Annotated in this window: 15 protein-coding genes; 10 read left to right on the plus strand and 5 right to left on the minus strand. The window is 73.1% G+C overall.

Going from position 1 to position 16,329, the window contains the following annotated elements; genetic code table 11:
* Positions 1–17: 17 nt before the first annotated feature.
* The 3 genes from AB0P35_RS20540 (at position 18) to AB0P35_RS20550 (ending at position 3,032) form a co-directional block, all read left to right on the plus strand.
* Positions 18–1,238 carry a PP2C family serine/threonine-protein phosphatase gene (locus tag AB0P35_RS20540; protein ID WP_363512428.1) on the plus strand — a complete coding sequence of 407 codons (1,221 nt, stop codon included), beginning with the start codon at positions 18–20 and terminating at the stop codon, positions 1,236–1,238.
* A gap of 8 nt (positions 1,239–1,246) precedes the next feature.
* Positions 1,247–2,212, plus strand: coding sequence for a hypothetical protein (locus AB0P35_RS20545; RefSeq protein ID WP_363512430.1), 966 nt, complete (start codon positions 1,247–1,249; stop codon positions 2,210–2,212).
* Positions 2,213–2,288: 76 nt separating this feature from the next.
* Positions 2,289–3,032, plus strand: a complete 744-nt coding sequence (locus tag AB0P35_RS20550) for a Sir2 family NAD-dependent protein deacetylase (RefSeq protein ID WP_363512432.1) — start codon at positions 2,289–2,291, stop codon at positions 3,030–3,032.
* A 9-nt stretch (positions 3,033–3,041) separates the two neighbouring features.
* On the opposite strand, the gene AB0P35_RS20555 is transcribed toward AB0P35_RS20550, so the two are convergent.
* Entirely contained in the window at positions 3,042–4,265 is a 1,224-nt protein-coding gene (locus AB0P35_RS20555) for a hypothetical protein (protein WP_363512434.1), read from the minus strand.
* Between the two features lie 160 nt (positions 4,266–4,425).
* Here AB0P35_RS20555 and AB0P35_RS20560 point away from each other — a divergent pair, with 160 nt between their 5' ends.
* Together AB0P35_RS20560 and AB0P35_RS20565 are read left to right on the plus strand one after the other, a co-directional pair.
* A complete protein-coding gene (locus AB0P35_RS20560) occupies positions 4,426–5,637 on the plus strand; it encodes a cytochrome P450 (protein ID WP_363512436.1) in 1,212 nt (403 codons plus the stop codon).
* Positions 5,638–5,647: 10 nt separating this feature from the next.
* Positions 5,648–6,646 (plus strand): ADP-ribosylglycohydrolase family protein, encoded by a 999-nt coding sequence (locus tag AB0P35_RS20565; protein WP_363512438.1) that lies wholly within the window; start codon positions 5,648–5,650, stop codon positions 6,644–6,646.
* Positions 6,647–6,653: 7 nt separating this feature from the next.
* Here AB0P35_RS20565 and AB0P35_RS20570 read toward each other — a convergent pair whose 3' ends face one another.
* From AB0P35_RS20570 to AB0P35_RS20580, 3 genes are all read right to left on the minus strand, one after another.
* Positions 6,654–7,373: a VWA domain-containing protein gene (locus AB0P35_RS20570; protein WP_363512440.1), complete on the minus strand. Its 720-nt coding sequence runs from the start codon at positions 7,371–7,373 to the stop codon at positions 6,654–6,656.
* Positions 7,374–7,377: 4 nt separating this feature from the next.
* Positions 7,378–8,505, minus strand: coding sequence for an ADP-ribosylglycohydrolase family protein (locus tag AB0P35_RS20575; protein WP_363512442.1), 1,128 nt, complete (start codon positions 8,503–8,505; stop codon positions 7,378–7,380).
* Between the two features lie 73 nt (positions 8,506–8,578).
* Positions 8,579–9,883, minus strand: coding sequence for a DUF2786 domain-containing protein (locus AB0P35_RS20580; protein ID WP_363512444.1), 1,305 nt, complete (start codon positions 9,881–9,883; stop codon positions 8,579–8,581).
* Between the two features lie 244 nt (positions 9,884–10,127).
* Between AB0P35_RS20580 and AB0P35_RS20585 the strand changes: the two genes are divergently transcribed.
* The 5 genes from AB0P35_RS20585 (at position 10,128) to tuf (ending at position 15,501) form a co-directional block, all read left to right on the plus strand.
* Entirely contained in the window at positions 10,128–10,685 is a 558-nt protein-coding gene (locus AB0P35_RS20585) for a DUF1707 and DUF4190 domain-containing protein (protein WP_257019163.1), read from the plus strand.
* Positions 10,686–11,094: 409 nt separating this feature from the next.
* Positions 11,095–11,466, plus strand: a complete 372-nt coding sequence (gene rpsL / locus AB0P35_RS20590) for a 30S ribosomal protein S12 (protein WP_014144289.1) — start codon at positions 11,095–11,097, stop codon at positions 11,464–11,466.
* A 2-nt stretch (positions 11,467–11,468) separates the two neighbouring features.
* Positions 11,469–11,939, plus strand: a complete 471-nt coding sequence (gene rpsG, locus AB0P35_RS20595) for a 30S ribosomal protein S7 (protein ID WP_030263556.1) — start codon at positions 11,469–11,471, stop codon at positions 11,937–11,939.
* Positions 11,940–11,978: 39 nt separating this feature from the next.
* Positions 11,979–14,084: an elongation factor G gene (fusA, locus tag AB0P35_RS20600; RefSeq protein ID WP_095874436.1), complete on the plus strand. Its 2,106-nt coding sequence runs from the start codon at positions 11,979–11,981 to the stop codon at positions 14,082–14,084.
* Positions 14,085–14,307: 223 nt separating this feature from the next.
* A complete protein-coding gene (gene tuf / locus AB0P35_RS20605; protein ID WP_095874437.1) occupies positions 14,308–15,501 on the plus strand; it encodes an elongation factor Tu in 1,194 nt (397 codons plus the stop codon).
* A 142-nt stretch (positions 15,502–15,643) separates the two neighbouring features.
* On the opposite strand, the gene rfbC is transcribed toward tuf, so the two are convergent.
* Positions 15,644–16,234 carry a dTDP-4-dehydrorhamnose 3,5-epimerase gene (gene rfbC / locus AB0P35_RS20610; RefSeq protein WP_363512447.1) on the minus strand — a complete coding sequence of 197 codons (591 nt, stop codon included), beginning with the start codon at positions 16,232–16,234 and terminating at the stop codon, positions 15,644–15,646.
* Positions 16,235–16,329: the final 95 nt, after the last annotated feature.

The raw sequence follows: 16,329 nt of genomic DNA on the forward strand, positions 1-16,329 counted from the left end.
ACGGGGGCGACCAGTCGATGAACGAGGAGCACGCCGGCCGGGCCGAATCCGTCCACCCGGCCCCGCACGGCACCGTCCCCGCGGGGGATTGGCCCTGGACGCAGCCGCCGGACACCCGGCGGACCGACCGGCCCTGGGAGCAGCAGTCGGCCCCGCTGTACGTCGACCACCTGGCCGGATACCCGACGGACCCCGACCCGCGGTTCTGGGGGGCCGGACCGGTCGAGGCCCCGGCGGCGGCTCCCGCCGGGTACGCGCCGCCGGCGGCGGGCCGGCGGCAGTCGGCCGCGGTGGAGGAGACCATGCCCATCGCCGTCCTGCGGGCGGACCCGGACCGCCCCGGCGTGCAACCCGCCCCCGGCCCCGCCGCGCACGCCGGTGCCCGCCCGCCCGCCTACCCGGCCGAGCCGGGCGAACTGACCGAGGTGGGTTCGGACCCGTTCGCCGTCATGGTCCCCGACAGCGTGGTCGACGGCGGCACCGTCGGCGCCGCCACCGTCCGGGCCGCCTCGCTCCGCGGGGACTCCCACCGCTACGCGAGGGAGTGCCGGCAGGACTCGGTGCTGCTCGCCCGGGTGGGCGCCCTCGCCGTGCTCGCGGTGGCCGACGGTGTCGGCTCGGCCCGCTACGCGCACCGCGGTTCGGCCGGCGCGTGCCGACTGCTGGTCAGTTGCCTGGCCCCGCAGGCCGACCGGCTGTCCGCGGCGCTGCTCGCCGGGGACCGCGACGCCTTCGCCCGCCACGCCGGCGTCGTCATGGGCAGGGTGGCCGCGCGGCTGCAGGAGGAGGCCGACAAGCAGGGCCACGCCCCGGCCGACTACTCCACCACGCTCCGGGCGCTGCTGGTGCCGACCGACCCGCAGTCCCCGGTCCGCGGATTCCTCGCCGTCGGCGACGGCGGACTGTTCAGGCTGCGCGGCGGCCACTGGGTGCTGCTGGAGCAGACCGCGGGCGATGGCGCCGTCTTCGACACCGGCACCGAGGCGCTGCCGGTGAACTTCGGCGCCCCGGTCGCCGAGCTGATCACCGACGGGCAGCCCGGCGACCTCCTGGTGATGTGCACCGACGGCCTCGCCAACCCGCTGACCAAGGAACCGGCCGTGGCGGACTTCCTGGCCCGGCAGTGGGGCACCGGCCAGGTGCCCGGACTCGCCGACTTCCTCTGGCAGGCCCAGATCCGGGCCCGCAGCTACGACGACGACCGCAGCGTGGTCTGCCTCTGGGAGGGCGCGCAGTGAGGGGGGCGGTGACCGCCGCCGTCGCCGACGGACGGGACGTCGACCGGGCCGACCTCGCCCTCGACGGGATCGTCGGCTCCGGCGGCCAGGGCCGGATCCACCGGCTCCACGGCGGCTTCGACCTGCTGTACAAGGAGTACCTGGAGCCGTCCCGGGTGCAGGGGGCCGCACTGGCCGACCTGGTGGAGCTGCGCCGCGGCCTCGACGAGACCGGACGCGGGGCGCTGGACGCCCGCTCGGCCTGGCCGCTGGCCCGGGTGCTCGAGGGCGGCCGGTGCACCGGCTTCCTGATGCGCGCCGCCCCGGAGACCATGCGCTGGCAGACCGGAGCCGGCAGCCGGAAGCTGATCGAGCTGCAGTACCTGCTGCACCCGGAGCGGCCGGCGACCGCCGGTGTGGTGCGGCCGGCACCCGCGCAGCGCCTGGCACTCGTCAGGGCGATCGTGGACCTGCTCGCCGGACTCCACCGCCACGGCCTGGTCGTCGGGGACCTCTCGCAGGCCAACATCCTCTGGACGGTGGTGCCCGAGCCGGAGGTGTTCCTGATCGACTGCGACGGCATCCGGCGGGCCGGTGCCCGCCCGGTGCTGGAACAGGCGGAGACCCCGGACTGGGACGACCCGCTCTCGCCGTTCGGCAGCGACGCCACGGTGGACAGCGACCGCTACAAGGCGGCGCTGGCCGTCGGCCGGGTACTGGCGCAGAACGCCTACCTGGCGCCGGGCACACCGCTGGTGCCGCTGCCCGGCGTGCTGAACGACCGGCAGGATGCCGCGGTGCGACGGCTCTGGCAGCAGGCCGCCGGCCCGTTCGGCACTCGCCCCGAGCTGCGCGCCTGGTCGGCGGCCCTGGACGAACGAGGCGTCATCCCGGTGCCGCGGCTGCGGCCCGCGCCGCCCCGGCCCGTCGACACCTCGCTCTTCGGCAACCGCCGCGGCCCCCGCGGCAGCATCCTGACCCCTCCCACCCCCTGAAGGACACCCACGAGGCGGCCCGGCACGGCAGGTAATCAGTGGCGGCCGCGTCGGGCGCCCGCGTAGCGTCCCGGCCATGAACGCCAAGCGGCCCCTGATCGCCGTCCTCACCGGCGCGGGCATCTCCACCGACTCCGGCATCCCCGACTACCGCGGCCCCAACGGCCTGTGGCAGCGCGATCCGAAGGCGCAGGAGCTGGTCACCATCGGCCCCTACCTCGCGGATTCGGACGTCCGCCGGCGCTCCTGGCAGCTGCGGCGGGAGACCGGCGCGCTCGGCGCCGAACCCAACGCCGGGCACCTCGCCCTGGTCGAACTGGAGCGGTCCGGGCTGCCGGTGCGCGTCCTCACCCAGAACGTCGACGGCCTGCACCAGCGTTCCGGCGTGCCGGAGCGCAAGGTCCTCGAACTCCACGGCACCGCCCACCGGGTGCAGTGCGTCCGCTGCCGGGTGCGCACCCCGATGGCGGAGGCGCTCGCCCGCGTCGAGGCCGGCGAACCCGACCCGGCCTGCCTCGACTGCGGCGGCGTGCTCAAGCCCTGCACCGTGATGTTCGGCGAGATGCTCGACGAGCGGGTCCTCGCCCAGGCCGCGGCGATCGCCCAGAACTGCGACCTGTTCCTCGCCGTCGGCACGCTGCTGCAGGTCCACCCGGCGGCCGGCCTCGCCCAGGTCGCCGTCGACCACGGCGCCACGCTGATCGTCGTCAACGCCGCCCCGACGCCGTACGACGAGGCCGCGGCCGAGGTGATCCGCGAACCCATCTCGCAGGCGCTGCCGCCGCTGGTCCGCCGGATCGTCGCCGGCGACCTGGGCTGACCGCCGCCGTCACAGCCAGGCGATCAACCGCGGCGTGCCGCGGTCCGTCCCCGGCAGCACCGCCCGGCCGCGGACCGGCGCGGTGAACGGGAGGCCGACGACGGCGACCGGCCGGGCACCCGGCGCCAGGTCGAGCCGGTACAGGGCCGCCTCGCCGTAGCGGACGCCGAGGAAGGCGAGCGCGTGCCCGTCGGGGGAGAGAACCGCGTCGGTCGGCCGCGGCCCGTCGGCGGGCAGCAACTGCTCCACCCGTTCGACGGCGGTGAAGTCCGCCGTGAACACCACCCGGTCGAGGTTGTCCTCGGAGGCGCAGAGCAGCGTCCGCCCGTCCAGCCAGAGCCGGGGCGTGCACCACGGCACCCGCTCGGACCCGGGCAGCGCGCCGCCCCGGTCGCCCCGTCCGATCCGCACGGGCTCGACGTACCGGGGGCCGTACGAGGACGCCGGATCGCCGCGGTGCCAGAGCACCGCGCCCCCGTCGGCGAACCCGGCCGCGACCTCGCCGCCCGGCGCGACCACCACCTCGTCCGCCTTGGTCTCCAGCGGGCGGGCCGGCCAGATCCGGTCGCCGTCCAGCGCGAAGTCCGGGCCGGGCACCGCACCGCGGTCGACCGGCGCGGCCGCCGGCGCCGCCAGGTCGTGCGAGGCGGCCCTGCCGTCGGCGGTCGCCCACCAGAGCACGGAGCTGCCGGTGCGGAAGAGCGCCCCGCGCCCGTCCGGCACGGCGCCCGGCTCGGCCGCGGTGGCACGGCCGTCCGCCAGGGCGAAGGCGGCCGCGGCCCGGCCCGAGCCGCCCGGGCCCGGGACCGTTCCCGCCAGCAGGGTGAAGTCGGCGTTGAACCGCTGCCGTTCGGCGGCGGCCGCGGTGTAGCGCGGCGGACCGCACAGCCCCGGCGCGGTCGCACCGTCCGGCAGCACGGCCGCCCGCTCGTCCGAGACCCGGCCCTCGGCCGCCACGACGGCCTGGACGGTCACCAGGTCCGCCTTGCCGTCCGCGGTGGTCGGCGAGGCCACACCCCACCGGTCGCACCAGGCGACCAGCAGCCGGCCGGGTCCGGCGATCGAACCGCCGGCACCGGGCACCACGGGTGCGAGCGGCGCCGCCGCACCGCCGGGCCCGCTGCCCGATGCGGCGGGCGCCGCCCCACCGTCGGCCCGGCAGGCCGGCACCGCGGCCAGCAGAACGGCGACCGGCAGCACGGCCAGCCGGACGCCCAGGAATCGACGACGCATCAGTCCCCCTTCGGCGCGCGCCTGGGCACCCGACGGCCCACCCCCGAACGCGCCCGCTCGATGTGCGGCCCGCACGCTACCAGCCGGGCCCGAGCACCCCGGCCGCCCCGTCCGGGTGCCGCGCGTAGCATGGCAGCGCCCGAGCAGCAGGGAGGTCACCGTGCCGACAGCAGCCTTCGACCCGTGGTCCACGGCCTTCGTCGCCCACCCGTACGACGCCTACGCCGAACTCCGCGCGAAGGCGCCCGTCAGCTGGTACGAGCCCAGCCGGCAGTGGCTGGTCGCCCGGCACGCCGACGTCTCCGCCCTGCTGCGCGACCGCCGGCTCGGCCGCACCTACACCCACCGCTACACCCACGCCGAGTTCGGCCGGCCCGAACCCGACCCCGCGCACGAGCCCTTCCACACCCTCAACGACCACGGCCTGCTCGACCTGGAGGCCCCCGACCACACCCGGATCCGCCGGCTGGTCGCCAAGGCCTTCACCCCGCGCCGGGTCGAGTCGCTGCGCCCCACCGTCGCCCGGCTCGCCGACGACCTCGTCACCGGCCTGCTCGCCGACGGCGGCGGCGACCTGATCGCCGCGGTCGCCGAACCGCTGCCGGTCGCCGTCATCGCCGAAATGCTCGGCGTCCCCGAGGGTGACCGCCACCTGCTCCGCCCCTGGTCCGCCGACATCACCGGCATGTTCGAACTCAACCCGAGCGAGGAGACCGCGCAGCGCGCCGTCCGCGCCAGCACCGAGTTCTCCGACTACCTGCGCGCCCTGATCCGGCAGCGCCGGACCGACCCCGGCGAGGACCTGATCAGCGCCCTCGCCCTGGTCGCCGACGACGGCGACGTGCTCAGCGAACAGGAGGTCGTCTCCACCTGCGTCCTGTTGCTCAACGCCGGACACGAGGCCACCGTCAACACCACCGGCAACGGCTGGTGGGCGCTGTTCCGCAACCCCGGCGAACTCGCCCGGCTGCGCGCCTCGGTGGACGAACTGCTGCCCACGGCCGTCGAGGAGCTGATGCGCTGGGACACCCCGCTGCAGATGTTCGAACGCTGGGTGCTGGAGGACATCGAGGTCGGCGGCGTCCGCATCCCGCGCGGCTCCGAGGTCGCCCTGCTCTTCGGCTCCGCCAACCGCGACCCCGAGCGGTTCACCGACCCCGACCGGCTCGACGTCGGCCGCACCGACAACCCGCACATCACCTTCGGCGCCGGAATCCATTTCTGTCTCGGCGCCCCGCTCGCCAGACTGGAGCTCAACGAGTCCTACGGAGCACTGCTCCGCCGGGCGCCGGGCCTGCGGCCGGTCCGCGAGCCCGACTGGCGCCCCGGGTACGTGATCCGCGGACTCGACGCGTTGGTGGTCGAAGTCTGAGGAGGGTGCCGTGGGAGCGGCGACAGGGGCACTGCTGGGCTTGGCGATCGGCGACGCCATGGGACATCCCACCGAGTTCGACACCATGGCGGGCATCACCGCCGGCTGCCCCGAGTGGCGCCGGCTGCCGCTGCCCGACCCGGCCCGGGTCACCGACGACACCCAGATGACCCTCGCCCTCGGCCGGGCCCTGCGCACCGCCCTGGAGCGCGGCCCGCTCACCCCGCTGCGCCTGGAGCGGCCGCTGCGCGAGGAGTTCGTCGACTGGTGGCGCTCGCCGGAGAACACCCGCGCGCCCGGCCGGACGTGCATGCGCTCCTGTTGGCGGCTCAGCCAGGACGGCCTCCGCTGGCAGGAGGCGAGCGACACCGGCTCCAAGGGCTGCGGCGCCAACATGCGGGTCGCCCCGCTCGGCCTTGTCCGCGAACTGACCCCGGCCCAGCTCCACGGAGCCGCCCAGCTGCAGTCCGGCCTCACCCACGGCCACCCCACCGCGCTGGCCGCGAGCGTGCTCACCGCGTACACCGTCCGGCTGCTCGTCGACGGCGCCGCCCCCGCCGAACTGCCGCGCCTGCTGCGCGCGTACGCCACCGAGCACCGCACCCGCTACGACGAGTTCTGGCTCGGCGACCTCGCCGCGCACGCCCAGGACCGCTCACCGCAGGAGTTCGTCACCCGCGGCTGGGACGAGTGCCTCTTCGTCCTCGACCGGCTGGACGCGGCCCTCGCCCGGCCCTCCCTCGACACCGACCCGTGCGAGATCACCGGGGCCGGCTGGATCGCCGAGGAGGCCTTCGCCACCGGCCTGCTGTGCTTCCTGCTGCTGCCCGACGACCCGGTCGCCGCGGTGCGCCGGGCCGCCTTCTCCTCCGGCGACTCCGACTCCATCGCCTGCCTCACCGGCGCCTTCGCCGGCGCCCGGCACGGCGAGGCCGCCTGGCCGGCCGAGTGGGCCGGGCGGATCGAGTACCGCGACGAACTCCTCGCCCTCGGCGCACTCTGGGACTGACTCCTGCTCAGTCCGACACGATGCCCGCCGCCCGGGCCGCCGCCAGCCACTCGGGGAAGCCGTCCAACAGTCGGTCGTACAGCTCGGCGTCCGGGACGGCCCCCGGGTCCCGGCCGGCCGGGAAGAAGCCCGCGTTGTCGACCGGCCGCGCGGCGGGGACGGGGAGCTCGTCCAGCCGGTGCAGGAAGGCGAACTCCTGGTCGGCCGGATCGCCGAAGCCCACGAACTGCCAGTAGATCGGCAGTTCGGCCGCCAGGCACAGCAGCTCCCGGGCCGCACCGCGTGCGGTCGGGCCGCCGTCCGTCTGGAACACCACCAGCGCCGGCACCCCGGCTCCGGACAGCTGGTGGTGCCGGACCACCGCCTTCATCGCCAGGTGGTAGTTGGTGCGGCCCATGTGTCCGAGCCCGGCGTGCAGTTCACCGATCCGGCCGTCGTGGCGGCCGAGCACGAGCTCGGCCACGCCGTCCACCTCGGTGGAGAAGAACACCACCGGCACCCGCCCGTCCTCGTCCAGGTGCGCGGAGAGCGCCAGCACCTGCTCGGCGAACCGCTGCACCGCGCCGGACCGGTAGAACGGCCGCATCGACCCCGACCGGTCCAGCACCAGGTACACCGCGGCCCGCGCCCCGCCCAGCCCGGACTTCTCCAGGCTCACCCGCGCCGAGCCGTAGTGGCCGACCAGCCCGGGCGCCGCCGCCGCCACCTTCTCCAGGCTCAGGCCCACCGGATCAGTCCCTGGTCCGGAACCGCGACCGGCCCGCCGGCGGAACCGGGGGAGCGGCCGGCGCCGCAGGAGCGACGGGCACCGCGGCCGGCTCGGCGACGGGCTCCGGCAGCGGATAGCGGTCGCCCAGGGCGGACCGGTCGCCCTCCGCGAACGCCGCCACCAGGTCGTCCGCCACCCGCAGCACCACCTGCACGCCCTCCACCTCGGCGACCCAGTCCGCCGGCAGACCGGCGACGCCGTACATCGCGCCGACCAGATTGCCGCAGACCGCGCCGGTGGAGTCGCTGTCCCCGGAGTGGTTCGCCGCCAGCACCAGCGCCTCGCGCGCGTCGGCACCGACCAGCGCCGCGTACACCGCCATCGCCAGGCACTCCTCGGCGATCCAGCCAAGCCCGACCTGCTCCACCCGCTCGGGGCACGCCGGACCGAGCCCGGCCACCCGGACCGCCCGCCGCAGCGCCGCCACTGTCTCCTCACTGCCCGGGTACGCCGCCGTCTGCTCCACGGCCTCCTCGACCGCCTGTCGCAGCTCCGCCCCGTGCACCAGCCGCTCGACCAGCGCCGCGAACGCGCCCGCCGCCAGATAGCCCGTCGGGTGCCCGTGCGTCAGCTGCGCGCAGTCCGCCGCCAGTTCGAAGGCCCGCCGGACACCCAGCCCGGCCAGCCCGAACGGCGCCGACCGCATCACCGTGCCGCAGCCCTTCGACTGCGCGTTCACCTCGCCGTGCCGGCCGTACGCCACCGCCGGCAGGTATCCGTACCCGGCGAGCCCGCTCGTGCAGGCCGTCCCCGGCGCCCGCGAGGCGTACAGGAAGTCCTGCGCGAGCAGCCAGCCGTCGGGGTGGCGCTCCGGCCCCGGCAGCCGCTGGGTCAGCATCCAGCGCCGGTACGCCCGGTGGACGTCCTCCCGGGAGCCGCCGCGCAGCAGGCCCTCGGCGGTGAATAGCGTCATCTGGGTGTCGTCGGTGACCTCGCCGCCCCGGCCGCCCGCGGCCGGCGACCGCAGCCCCTGCGGCCCGAAGCGGTCCCTGATGTCGTCCAGCCGCTTGAACTCCACCGGCCAGCCCAGCGCGTCGCCGAGCGCCCCGCCCACCAGCGAGCCGCGCACCCGGTCCCGGTACTCCGCCACACTCTCCCCCTCCGTCGAACCTCGTGTCGGCCCCGTGTCGGAACCCGGATCGGGACCCGGGCCGAGACCCGCCTCAGCCCTCGATCGCCCCGGCGCGCCCGTCGAGCGCCGCACGGTCCGCGGCGGCCCGGCCGGCCGCCCAGCCCTCGCCGTCGCTCACCCGCACCCGCTGCGAGACCAGCTTCGGGAACATCCGTCCCACCGTGTCGTCCACCGCCTGCCCCCGGGCGGCCAGCACCGGCAGCAGGCGCTCGTCCGGCACCAGCTGCTCCGAGGTGCCGTCCTCGCGCAGGTGCCGGCCGGCCGCGGCCTCCGCCGTCGCCCGCTCGGTCGCCTCGGTGAGCCGCTCCCGGATCCGCGCAGCATAGGAGATCAGGAAGGACTGACGGAACGCCTTCGTCCGCGGCGCGCCGTCCTGGTGCCGGCGGCTGCCCGCCCGGCTCATCGCCGTCGTCGCCTGCACCAGCAGCGAGGTGTACAGCAGCTCCACCGCGTCCAGGTCGGCGTCGAAGCCGACCACCGTGCAGAACCCGAACTCCTTCGCCCACACCACCCGGCACCGGTTGGCCGCCGCCACCGCGTCCAGCAGCATCGCCTTCGGGCTCTCGTACGGCTGGTCGACCCCGATCCGCAGCGCCGCCGGCGCGTCCTTCGCCGCGCCGCCCGCCGCCAGCAGCGCCTCGTCGATGGAGTGCTGCGCCATCAGCTGCTGGGCCTTCGCGGTCAGCGCCTCCGCCTCGTCCGGGTACTCGGTCGACTCGGCCTTCGCCAGCAGTGCCCGGATCCGCCCGAGCATCCGCGGCTCGCCCGCCGACCGCGCTCCGGCCGGGGCAGCGGCCCGAGCGGCGCCCGGCCGCCCCGGCGCCGGCCCGACCGGCTCGACCGGTGGCAGCAGCGCCCAGGCGCGCAGCAGCTCCAGCGCGGCCGTCGCCACCGCGAACCGGTCCAGCCGGTGCCGGCCGGCGAACTCCGGCAGGTACGCCTCGTCCGTCCCCCACCACACCTCGACCGCCAGCTCCCGCAGCTGTTCGTGCCAGCGCCGGTCCAGCGAGGCCGCCGGATGCCGTCGGCCCTCCGCCGCGATCAGGTCCACCGCGAGCGCCAGGTGCACCGGCCCCAGCTCGCGCCGGACCACCCGCGCCAGGTCGGCGGGCCGCCAGCCGGCCGTCCAGCACCGGCCGACCGCGCTCTCCGCGAACGCCAGCAGCGCCCGGCCGACCTCCGGCCACTGCTCGGCCGACGCGGCCAGCAGCGAGGCGCCGCCGTCCAGCGCGTACTCCAGCGTGCCGGCGGGTGCCGCCACGACCTGCTGCACCGCCCGGGCCAGCAGCCCTTCGACGGCGGACTCCTGCCCGCCCCTGCTGCTGCGCCTGCCCACGATGCCTCTTCCGTCCACGTCCGTCGGCGATGTCCGTCGACGTTTTCCGTCGGCGGTCGACCGCACCCGCCGTCCATGATGCCGGAGCGCCGACGGCGGCGGCCGGGCCCGCGGACGGGCCCCGGGCCACCGCGGAGTGAATCACGCAGTTCTCCGGCAACTACTCGGGACCGCCACTCGTCCTGCATTCTGTAGGGGCAGCACGCGCAGCCGATGCGCGACGGGGTGTCAGGGAGGTGGCCGCATGGCCGTAGAGCCGTGGAGGCAGCCGCAGCAGCCGTTCGGGCCGCCGCCGCAGCCCTGGCAGCCGGCCCAGACCCCGCAGTCGGCGATGCGCGCCGCCCACGCGGACCGCGAGCGGACGGTGGACGTGCTGAAGGCCGCCTACGCCGAGGGCCGGCTGACGGCGGAGGAGTACTCGCAGCGCTTCGACGTCGCGCACCGTGCGCAGACGTACGGTCAGCTCGCCCAGCTGGTCGCCGACCTGCCGTCCGGGCCGATGGTGGCGCCGATGGGCGCGGCCGTGCCGGTCGTCCCGCCGACCTTCATGCCCCCGCCGGTGTACGCGCCGCCGCGCACCAACGGCATGGCGATCGCCTCGATGGTGCTGGGCCTGCTCTGTGTGCCGACCTTCGGCGCGCTGGGCATCCCGGCCGTGGTGACGGGGCACATCGCGAAGTCGCAGCTGCGCTCCGGCCGCGAGGAGGGCGACGGCATGGCGACCGCAGGCCTGGTGATCGGCTGGCTCTCGGTGGCCGGCTGGGCGATGATGATGCTGCTGGCCGTGGTGTCCACCGCCTGACGCGGCGTGTCCGATTCGCCCCGAGGGGGTCGGGACGCCGGGCGTGAGAAGTGGCGGCCGTCACGGATGTGTGGTACGACCTCCGGACGTTCCCGCACCGTTCAGGTGATCCCAGGCTCGCCCGGGTGAGCAGCGGCGTTGCATTTGTTTTGACCGCCGCCGATGCGCTAGGTACGCTCTGATTCGTGCCTGGGGTGTCCCCGGGTCCTTGTGCGTGCCAGTAGACCGGCCGCCGTAGCAGAGCGCTGATCCCGCTCTCGCCGTGCGAGCGCCGTCGCTGTTCATCAGCTCATGGGATTCCGCGATTCCTCCGCCAGAGGGTTCAACACGCCCGACCGCGTGGGTCGGAGCGTCGAGGGCGCCGCAGGTTAGTTTTACGCAGCCTTGGCACACAGAAAACGGAGAAACGGTGCCTACGATCCAGCAGCTGGTCCGAAAGGGCCGGCAGGACAAGGTCGAGAAGAACAAGACGCCCGCTCTGAAGGGCTCGCCCCAGCGTCGCGGCGTTTGCACGCGTGTGTACACGACCACCCCGAAGAAGCCGAACTCGGCGCTTCGTAAGGTCGCCCGTGTGCGCCTCACCAGCGGGATCGAGGTCACCGCCTACATCCCGGGCGAGGGCCACAACCTGCAGGAGCACTCCATCGTGCTGGTCCGCGGTGGCCGTGTGAAGGACCTTCCTGGTGTCCGCTACAAGATCATCCGCGGCTCCCTTGACACCCAGGGTGTCAAGAACCGCAAGCAGGCCCGCAGCCGCTACGGCGCCAAGAAGGAGAAGTAAGAATGCCTCGTAAGGGCCCCGCCCCGAAGCGCCCGGTCATCATCGACCCGGTTTACGGCTCCCCGCTGGTGACCTCGCTGGTCAACAAGATCCTGCTGCACGGCAAGCGCTCCACCGCCGAGCGGATCGTGTACGGCGCCCTCGAGGGCGTTCGCGAGAAGACCGGCGCCGACCCGGTGGTCGCGCTCAAGCGCGCCCTGGAGAACGTCAAGCCGACCCTCGAGGTCAAGTCCCGCCGTGTCGGTGGCGCGACCTACCAGGTCCCGGTCGAGGTCAAGCCCGGCCGTGCCAACACCCTGGCGCTGCGCTGGCTCGTCGGCTACTCCCGCGCCCGTCGCGAGAAGACCATGACCGAGCGTCTGCTCAACGAGATCCTCGACGCCAGCAATGGCCTGGGTGCGTCCGTGAAGCGCCGCGAGGACACCCACAAGATGGCCGAGTCCAACAAGGCCTTCGCGCACTACCGCTGGTAGTCCGAACCCCGTCACTAGACAGAGAGAGAACGAGCCACCATGGCTGCAACCTCCCTTGACCTCGCCAAGGTCCGCAACATCGGGATCATGGCGCACATCGACGCGGGCAAGACCACCACCACCGAGCGGATCCTGTTCTACACCGGTGTCTCGTACAAGATCGGTGAGGTCCACGACGGCGCTGCCACGATGGACTGGATGGAGCAGGAGCAGGAGCGCGGCATCACCATCACGTCGGCCGCGACGACCTGTCACTGGACGCTCGACGGCGTCGACAACACCATCAACATCATCGACACCCCCGGCCACGTCGACTTCACCGTCGAGGTGGAGCGCTCGCTGCGCGTGCTCGACGGTGGCGTGACGGTGTTCGACGGCGTCGCCGGCGTCGAGCCCCAGTCCGAGACCGTGTGGCGGCAGGCTGACCGCTACGGTGTCCCGCGCATCTGCTTCATCAACAAGCTGGACCGCACGGGCGCCGACTTCTACTTCTGCGTGCAGACCATCGTGGACCGCCTCGGCGCCACCCCGCTGGTCATGCAGCTCCCGATCGGCGCGGAGTCCGACTTCGTCGGCGTCGTCGACCTGGTGAAGATGAAGGCCCTGGTCTGGTCGCCGGACGCCCCCAAGGGCGAGATGTACGAGACCGTCGACATCCCGGCCGACCTCGCCGACAAGGCCGCCGAGTACCGCGAGCAGCTGATCGACACCGTGTCGAACGTCAGCGACGAGGTGATGGAGATCGCCCTGGAGGGCGAGGACATCCCCGAGGAGCTGCTGATCGCCGCGATCCGCAAGGGCACGCTGGCCTCGAACTTCACCCCGATCTTCTGCGGCTCCGCGTTCAAGAACAAGGGCGTTCAGCCCCTGCTCGACGCGGTCGTGAAGTACCTGCCGTCGCCGCTGGACATCGAGGGCATCGAGGGCACCAAGCCGGGCAACGACGAGGAGAAGATCGTCCGCCAGGCTTCGGACGACGAGCCGCTCGCCGCCCTGGCGTTCAAGATCATGTCCGACCCGCACCTGGGCAAGCTCACCTTCGTCCGCGTGTACTCCGGCCGCCTGGAGTCCGGCACCTCGGTGCTGAACTCCGTCAAGGGCAAGAAGGAGCGCATCGGCAAGATCTACCGCATGCACGCGAACAAGCGTGAGGAGATCGACTCGGTGGGCGCCGGCGACATCATCGCCGTCATGGGCCTGAAGCAGACCACCACCGGTGAGACGCTGTCCGACGAGAAGCAGCCGGTCATCCTGGAGTCCATGGACTTCCCGGCCCCGGTCATCCGCGTCGCGATCGAGCCCAAGTCCAAGGGTGACCAGGAGAAGCTGGGTGTCGCCATCCAGCGTCTCGCCGAGGAGGACCCGTCCTTCCAGGTCAACACGGACGAGGAGACCGGCCAGACCATCATCGCGGGTATGGGCGAGCTGCACCTCGAGGTGCTCGTCGACCGTATGCGCCGTGAGTTCAAGGTCGAGGCCAACGTCGGCAAGCCGCAGGTCGCGTACCGCGAGACGATCCGCAAGGCCGTCGAGCGCATCGACTACACGCACAAGAAGCAGACCGGTGGTTCGGGTCAGTTCGCGAAGATCCAGATCGCGATCGAGCCGCTGGAGTCCGGCGAGGGCTACGAGTTCGTCAACAAGGTCACCGGTGGCCGCGTGCCGAAGGAGTACATCCCCTCGGTCGACGCCGGTTGCCAGGAGGCCATGGAGTTCGGCGTGCTCGCCGGCTACCCGCTCCAGGGCGTCCGCGTGATCCTGCTCGACGGTGCGTCGCACGACGTCGACTCGTCCGAGCTCGCGTTCAAGATCGCCGGTTCGATGGCCTTCAAGGAAGGCGCCAGGAAGGCCGGTCCGGCCCTTCTGGAGCCGATGATGGCCGTCGAGGTCACCACGCCCGAGGACTACATGGGCGATGTGATCGGCGACATCAACTCCCGCCGTGGCCAGATCCGGGCCATGGAGGAGCGTCACGGTGCGCGCGTCGTCAAGGCGCTCGTGCCGCTCTCCGAGATGTTCGGCTACGTCGGTGACCTGCGCAGCAAGACCTCTGGTCGCGCAAGCTACTCGATGCAGTTCGACTCGTACGCCGAGGTTCCGCGGAACGTGGCGGACGACATCATCGCCAAGGCCAAGGGCGAGTAAGGCCGGCACCGCCGGTCAACGGTTCGGCCCGTTATTCGGGACGAATCAGACCCCTTAGGCTAGAAGGAGGTAACCCGGGGCGAATCCCCACGGATTCCCCCGGGCCCTCCCGGCACCCCACCCCGCGGGACGGCATGGAGCGCTACCAGCGCCCCGTTCCCAATCCCGATCAAAGACCAACTGACGTCGTACGGCGTACAGAACTGTCCTCAGGAGGACTGCAGTGGCGAAGGCGAAGTTCGAGCGGACGAAGCCCCACGTCAACATCGGCACCATCGGTCACATCGACCACGGTAAGACCACGCTGACCGCGGCGATCACCAAGGTGCTGCACGACGCGTACCCGGAGATCAACCCCTTCACGCCGTTCGACCAGATCGACAAGGCGCCGGAGGAGCGTCAGCGCGGTATCACCATCTCGATCGCTCACGTCGAGTACCAGACCGAGGCGCGTCACTACGCCCACGTTGACTGCCCGGGTCACGCTGACTACATCAAGAACATGATCACCGGTGCGGCCCAGATGGACGGTGCGATCCTCGTCGTCGCCGCCACCGACGGCCCGATGCCGCAGACCAAGGAGCACGTCCTCCTGGCCCGCCAGGTCGGCGTCCCCTACATCGTCGTCGCCCTGAACAAGGCCGACATGGTGGACGACGAGGAGATCCTGGAGCTCGTCGAGCTCGAGGTCCGTGAGCTCCTCTCCGAGTACGAGTTCCCGGGCGACGACCTGCCGGTCGTGCGCGTCTCGGCGCTGAAGGCGCTCGAGGGCGACAAGGAGTGGGGCGAGAAGCTCCTCGGCCTCATGGCCGCCGTGGACGAGGCCATCCCGACCCCGGCCCGTGCCACCGAGCTCCCGTTCCTGATGCCGATCGAGGACGTCTTCACGATCACCGGTCGTGGCACCGTCGTCACCGGTCGCATCGAGCGTGGTGTCCTCAAGGTCAACGAGACCGTCGACATCATCGGCATCAAGACCACCAAGACCACCACCACGGTCACCGGTATCGAGATGTTCCGCAAGCTGCTCGACGAGGGCCAGGCCGGTGAGAACGTCGGTCTGCTCCTCCGTGGCATCAAGCGCGAGGACGTCGAGCGCGGCCAGGTCATCATCAAGCCGGGTTCGGTCACGCCGCACACCGACTTCGAGGCCCAGGCCTACATCCTGTCGAAGGACGAGGGTGGCCGCCACACCCCGTTCTTCAACAACTACCGCCCGCAGTTCTACTTCCGTACCACGGACGTGACCGGCGTCGTGACCCTCCCCGAGGGCACCGAGATGGTCATGCCGGGCGACAACACCGCCATGACCGTCGCGCTGATCCAGCCCGTCGCCATGGAGGAGGGCCTCAAGTTCGCCATCCGTGAGGGTGGCCGCACCGTCGGCGCCGGCCAGGTCACCAAGATCGTCAAGTGACGATCTGACCCTGGTCCGTCGTAGACAGGCTCGCCGCAAGGCAAACGGAAGGGCCCGCCCCCTCCGTCCGCGAGGACGGGGAGGGCGGGCCCTTCCGCGTTGTCCGGGGCCGGCGGTGCACCACCGGCCCGCCGCGGCCGGCTCAGAGCCCGGCGGTGTACTCCGTGCACGTGTCGTACGAGGGGAGCAGGCCGCTCGCCAGCGCCTCGGCCAGCGAGGGCGCGGCGGCGTCCCGGGCGGAGAGCTGCGGCTGCTCGGCCGGCCACTCGATGCGCAGGTCCGGATCCAGCGGGTGCACCCCGTGCTCGCCGACCGGGTTGAACGTCTCCGAGCACAGGTACGAGAGCGTCGCGTCGTCGGTCAGTGCGCAGAAGCCGTGGCCCAGGCCCTCCGGCACGTACACCGCGCGGCGGTCCGTGTCGTCCAGCCGGACGCCCTCCCAGCGGCCGAAGGTGGGGGAGCCGACCCGCAGGTCGACCACCACGTCCAGCACCGCGCCGCGCACACAGGTCACGTACTTGGCCTGGCCGGGCGGCACGTCCGCGAAGTGGATGCCGCGCACCACGCCCCGGGCGGACACCGAGAGGTTGCCCTGGGCGAGTCGGAGCGGGTGCCCGACGCGCTCGGCCAGCCGGTCGAAGCGGTACCACTCGGTGAACAGGCCGCGCGGGTCGCCGTGCAGCTGCGGGGTGATCTCGAAGGCCCCTTCGATCGCCAACTCACGGAACTTCACCGGGACTTCTCCTCCTGCAACAGGTCCAGCAGGTACTGGCCGTACCCGCTCTTCAGCAACGGCTCGGCGAGCGCGCGCAGTCGGTCGCCGTCGAT

Origin of the sequence: Kitasatospora sp. NPDC085879, assembly GCF_040686255.1 — a bacterium.
Taxonomy (GTDB): domain Bacteria; phylum Actinomycetota; class Actinomycetes; order Streptomycetales; family Streptomycetaceae; genus Kitasatospora.

Coding starts and splice junctions, on each gene's coding strand:
- fusA (WP_095874436.1), top strand. CDS start 11,979: ATGGCTGCAACCTCCCTTGACCTCGCCAAGGTCCGCAACATCGGGATC.
- AB0P35_RS20585 (WP_257019163.1), top strand. CDS start 10,128: ATGGCCGTAGAGCCGTGGAGGCAGCCGCAGCAGCCGTTCGGGCCGCCG.
- AB0P35_RS20540 (WP_363512428.1), top strand. CDS start 18: ATGAACGAGGAGCACGCCGGCCGGGCCGAATCCGTCCACCCGGCCCCG.
- rpsG (WP_030263556.1), top strand. CDS start 11,469: ATGCCTCGTAAGGGCCCCGCCCCGAAGCGCCCGGTCATCATCGACCCG.
- AB0P35_RS20555 (WP_363512434.1), bottom strand. CDS start 4,265: ATGCGTCGTCGATTCCTGGGCGTCCGGCTGGCCGTGCTGCCGGTCGCC.
- AB0P35_RS20550 (WP_363512432.1), top strand. CDS start 2,289: ATGAACGCCAAGCGGCCCCTGATCGCCGTCCTCACCGGCGCGGGCATC.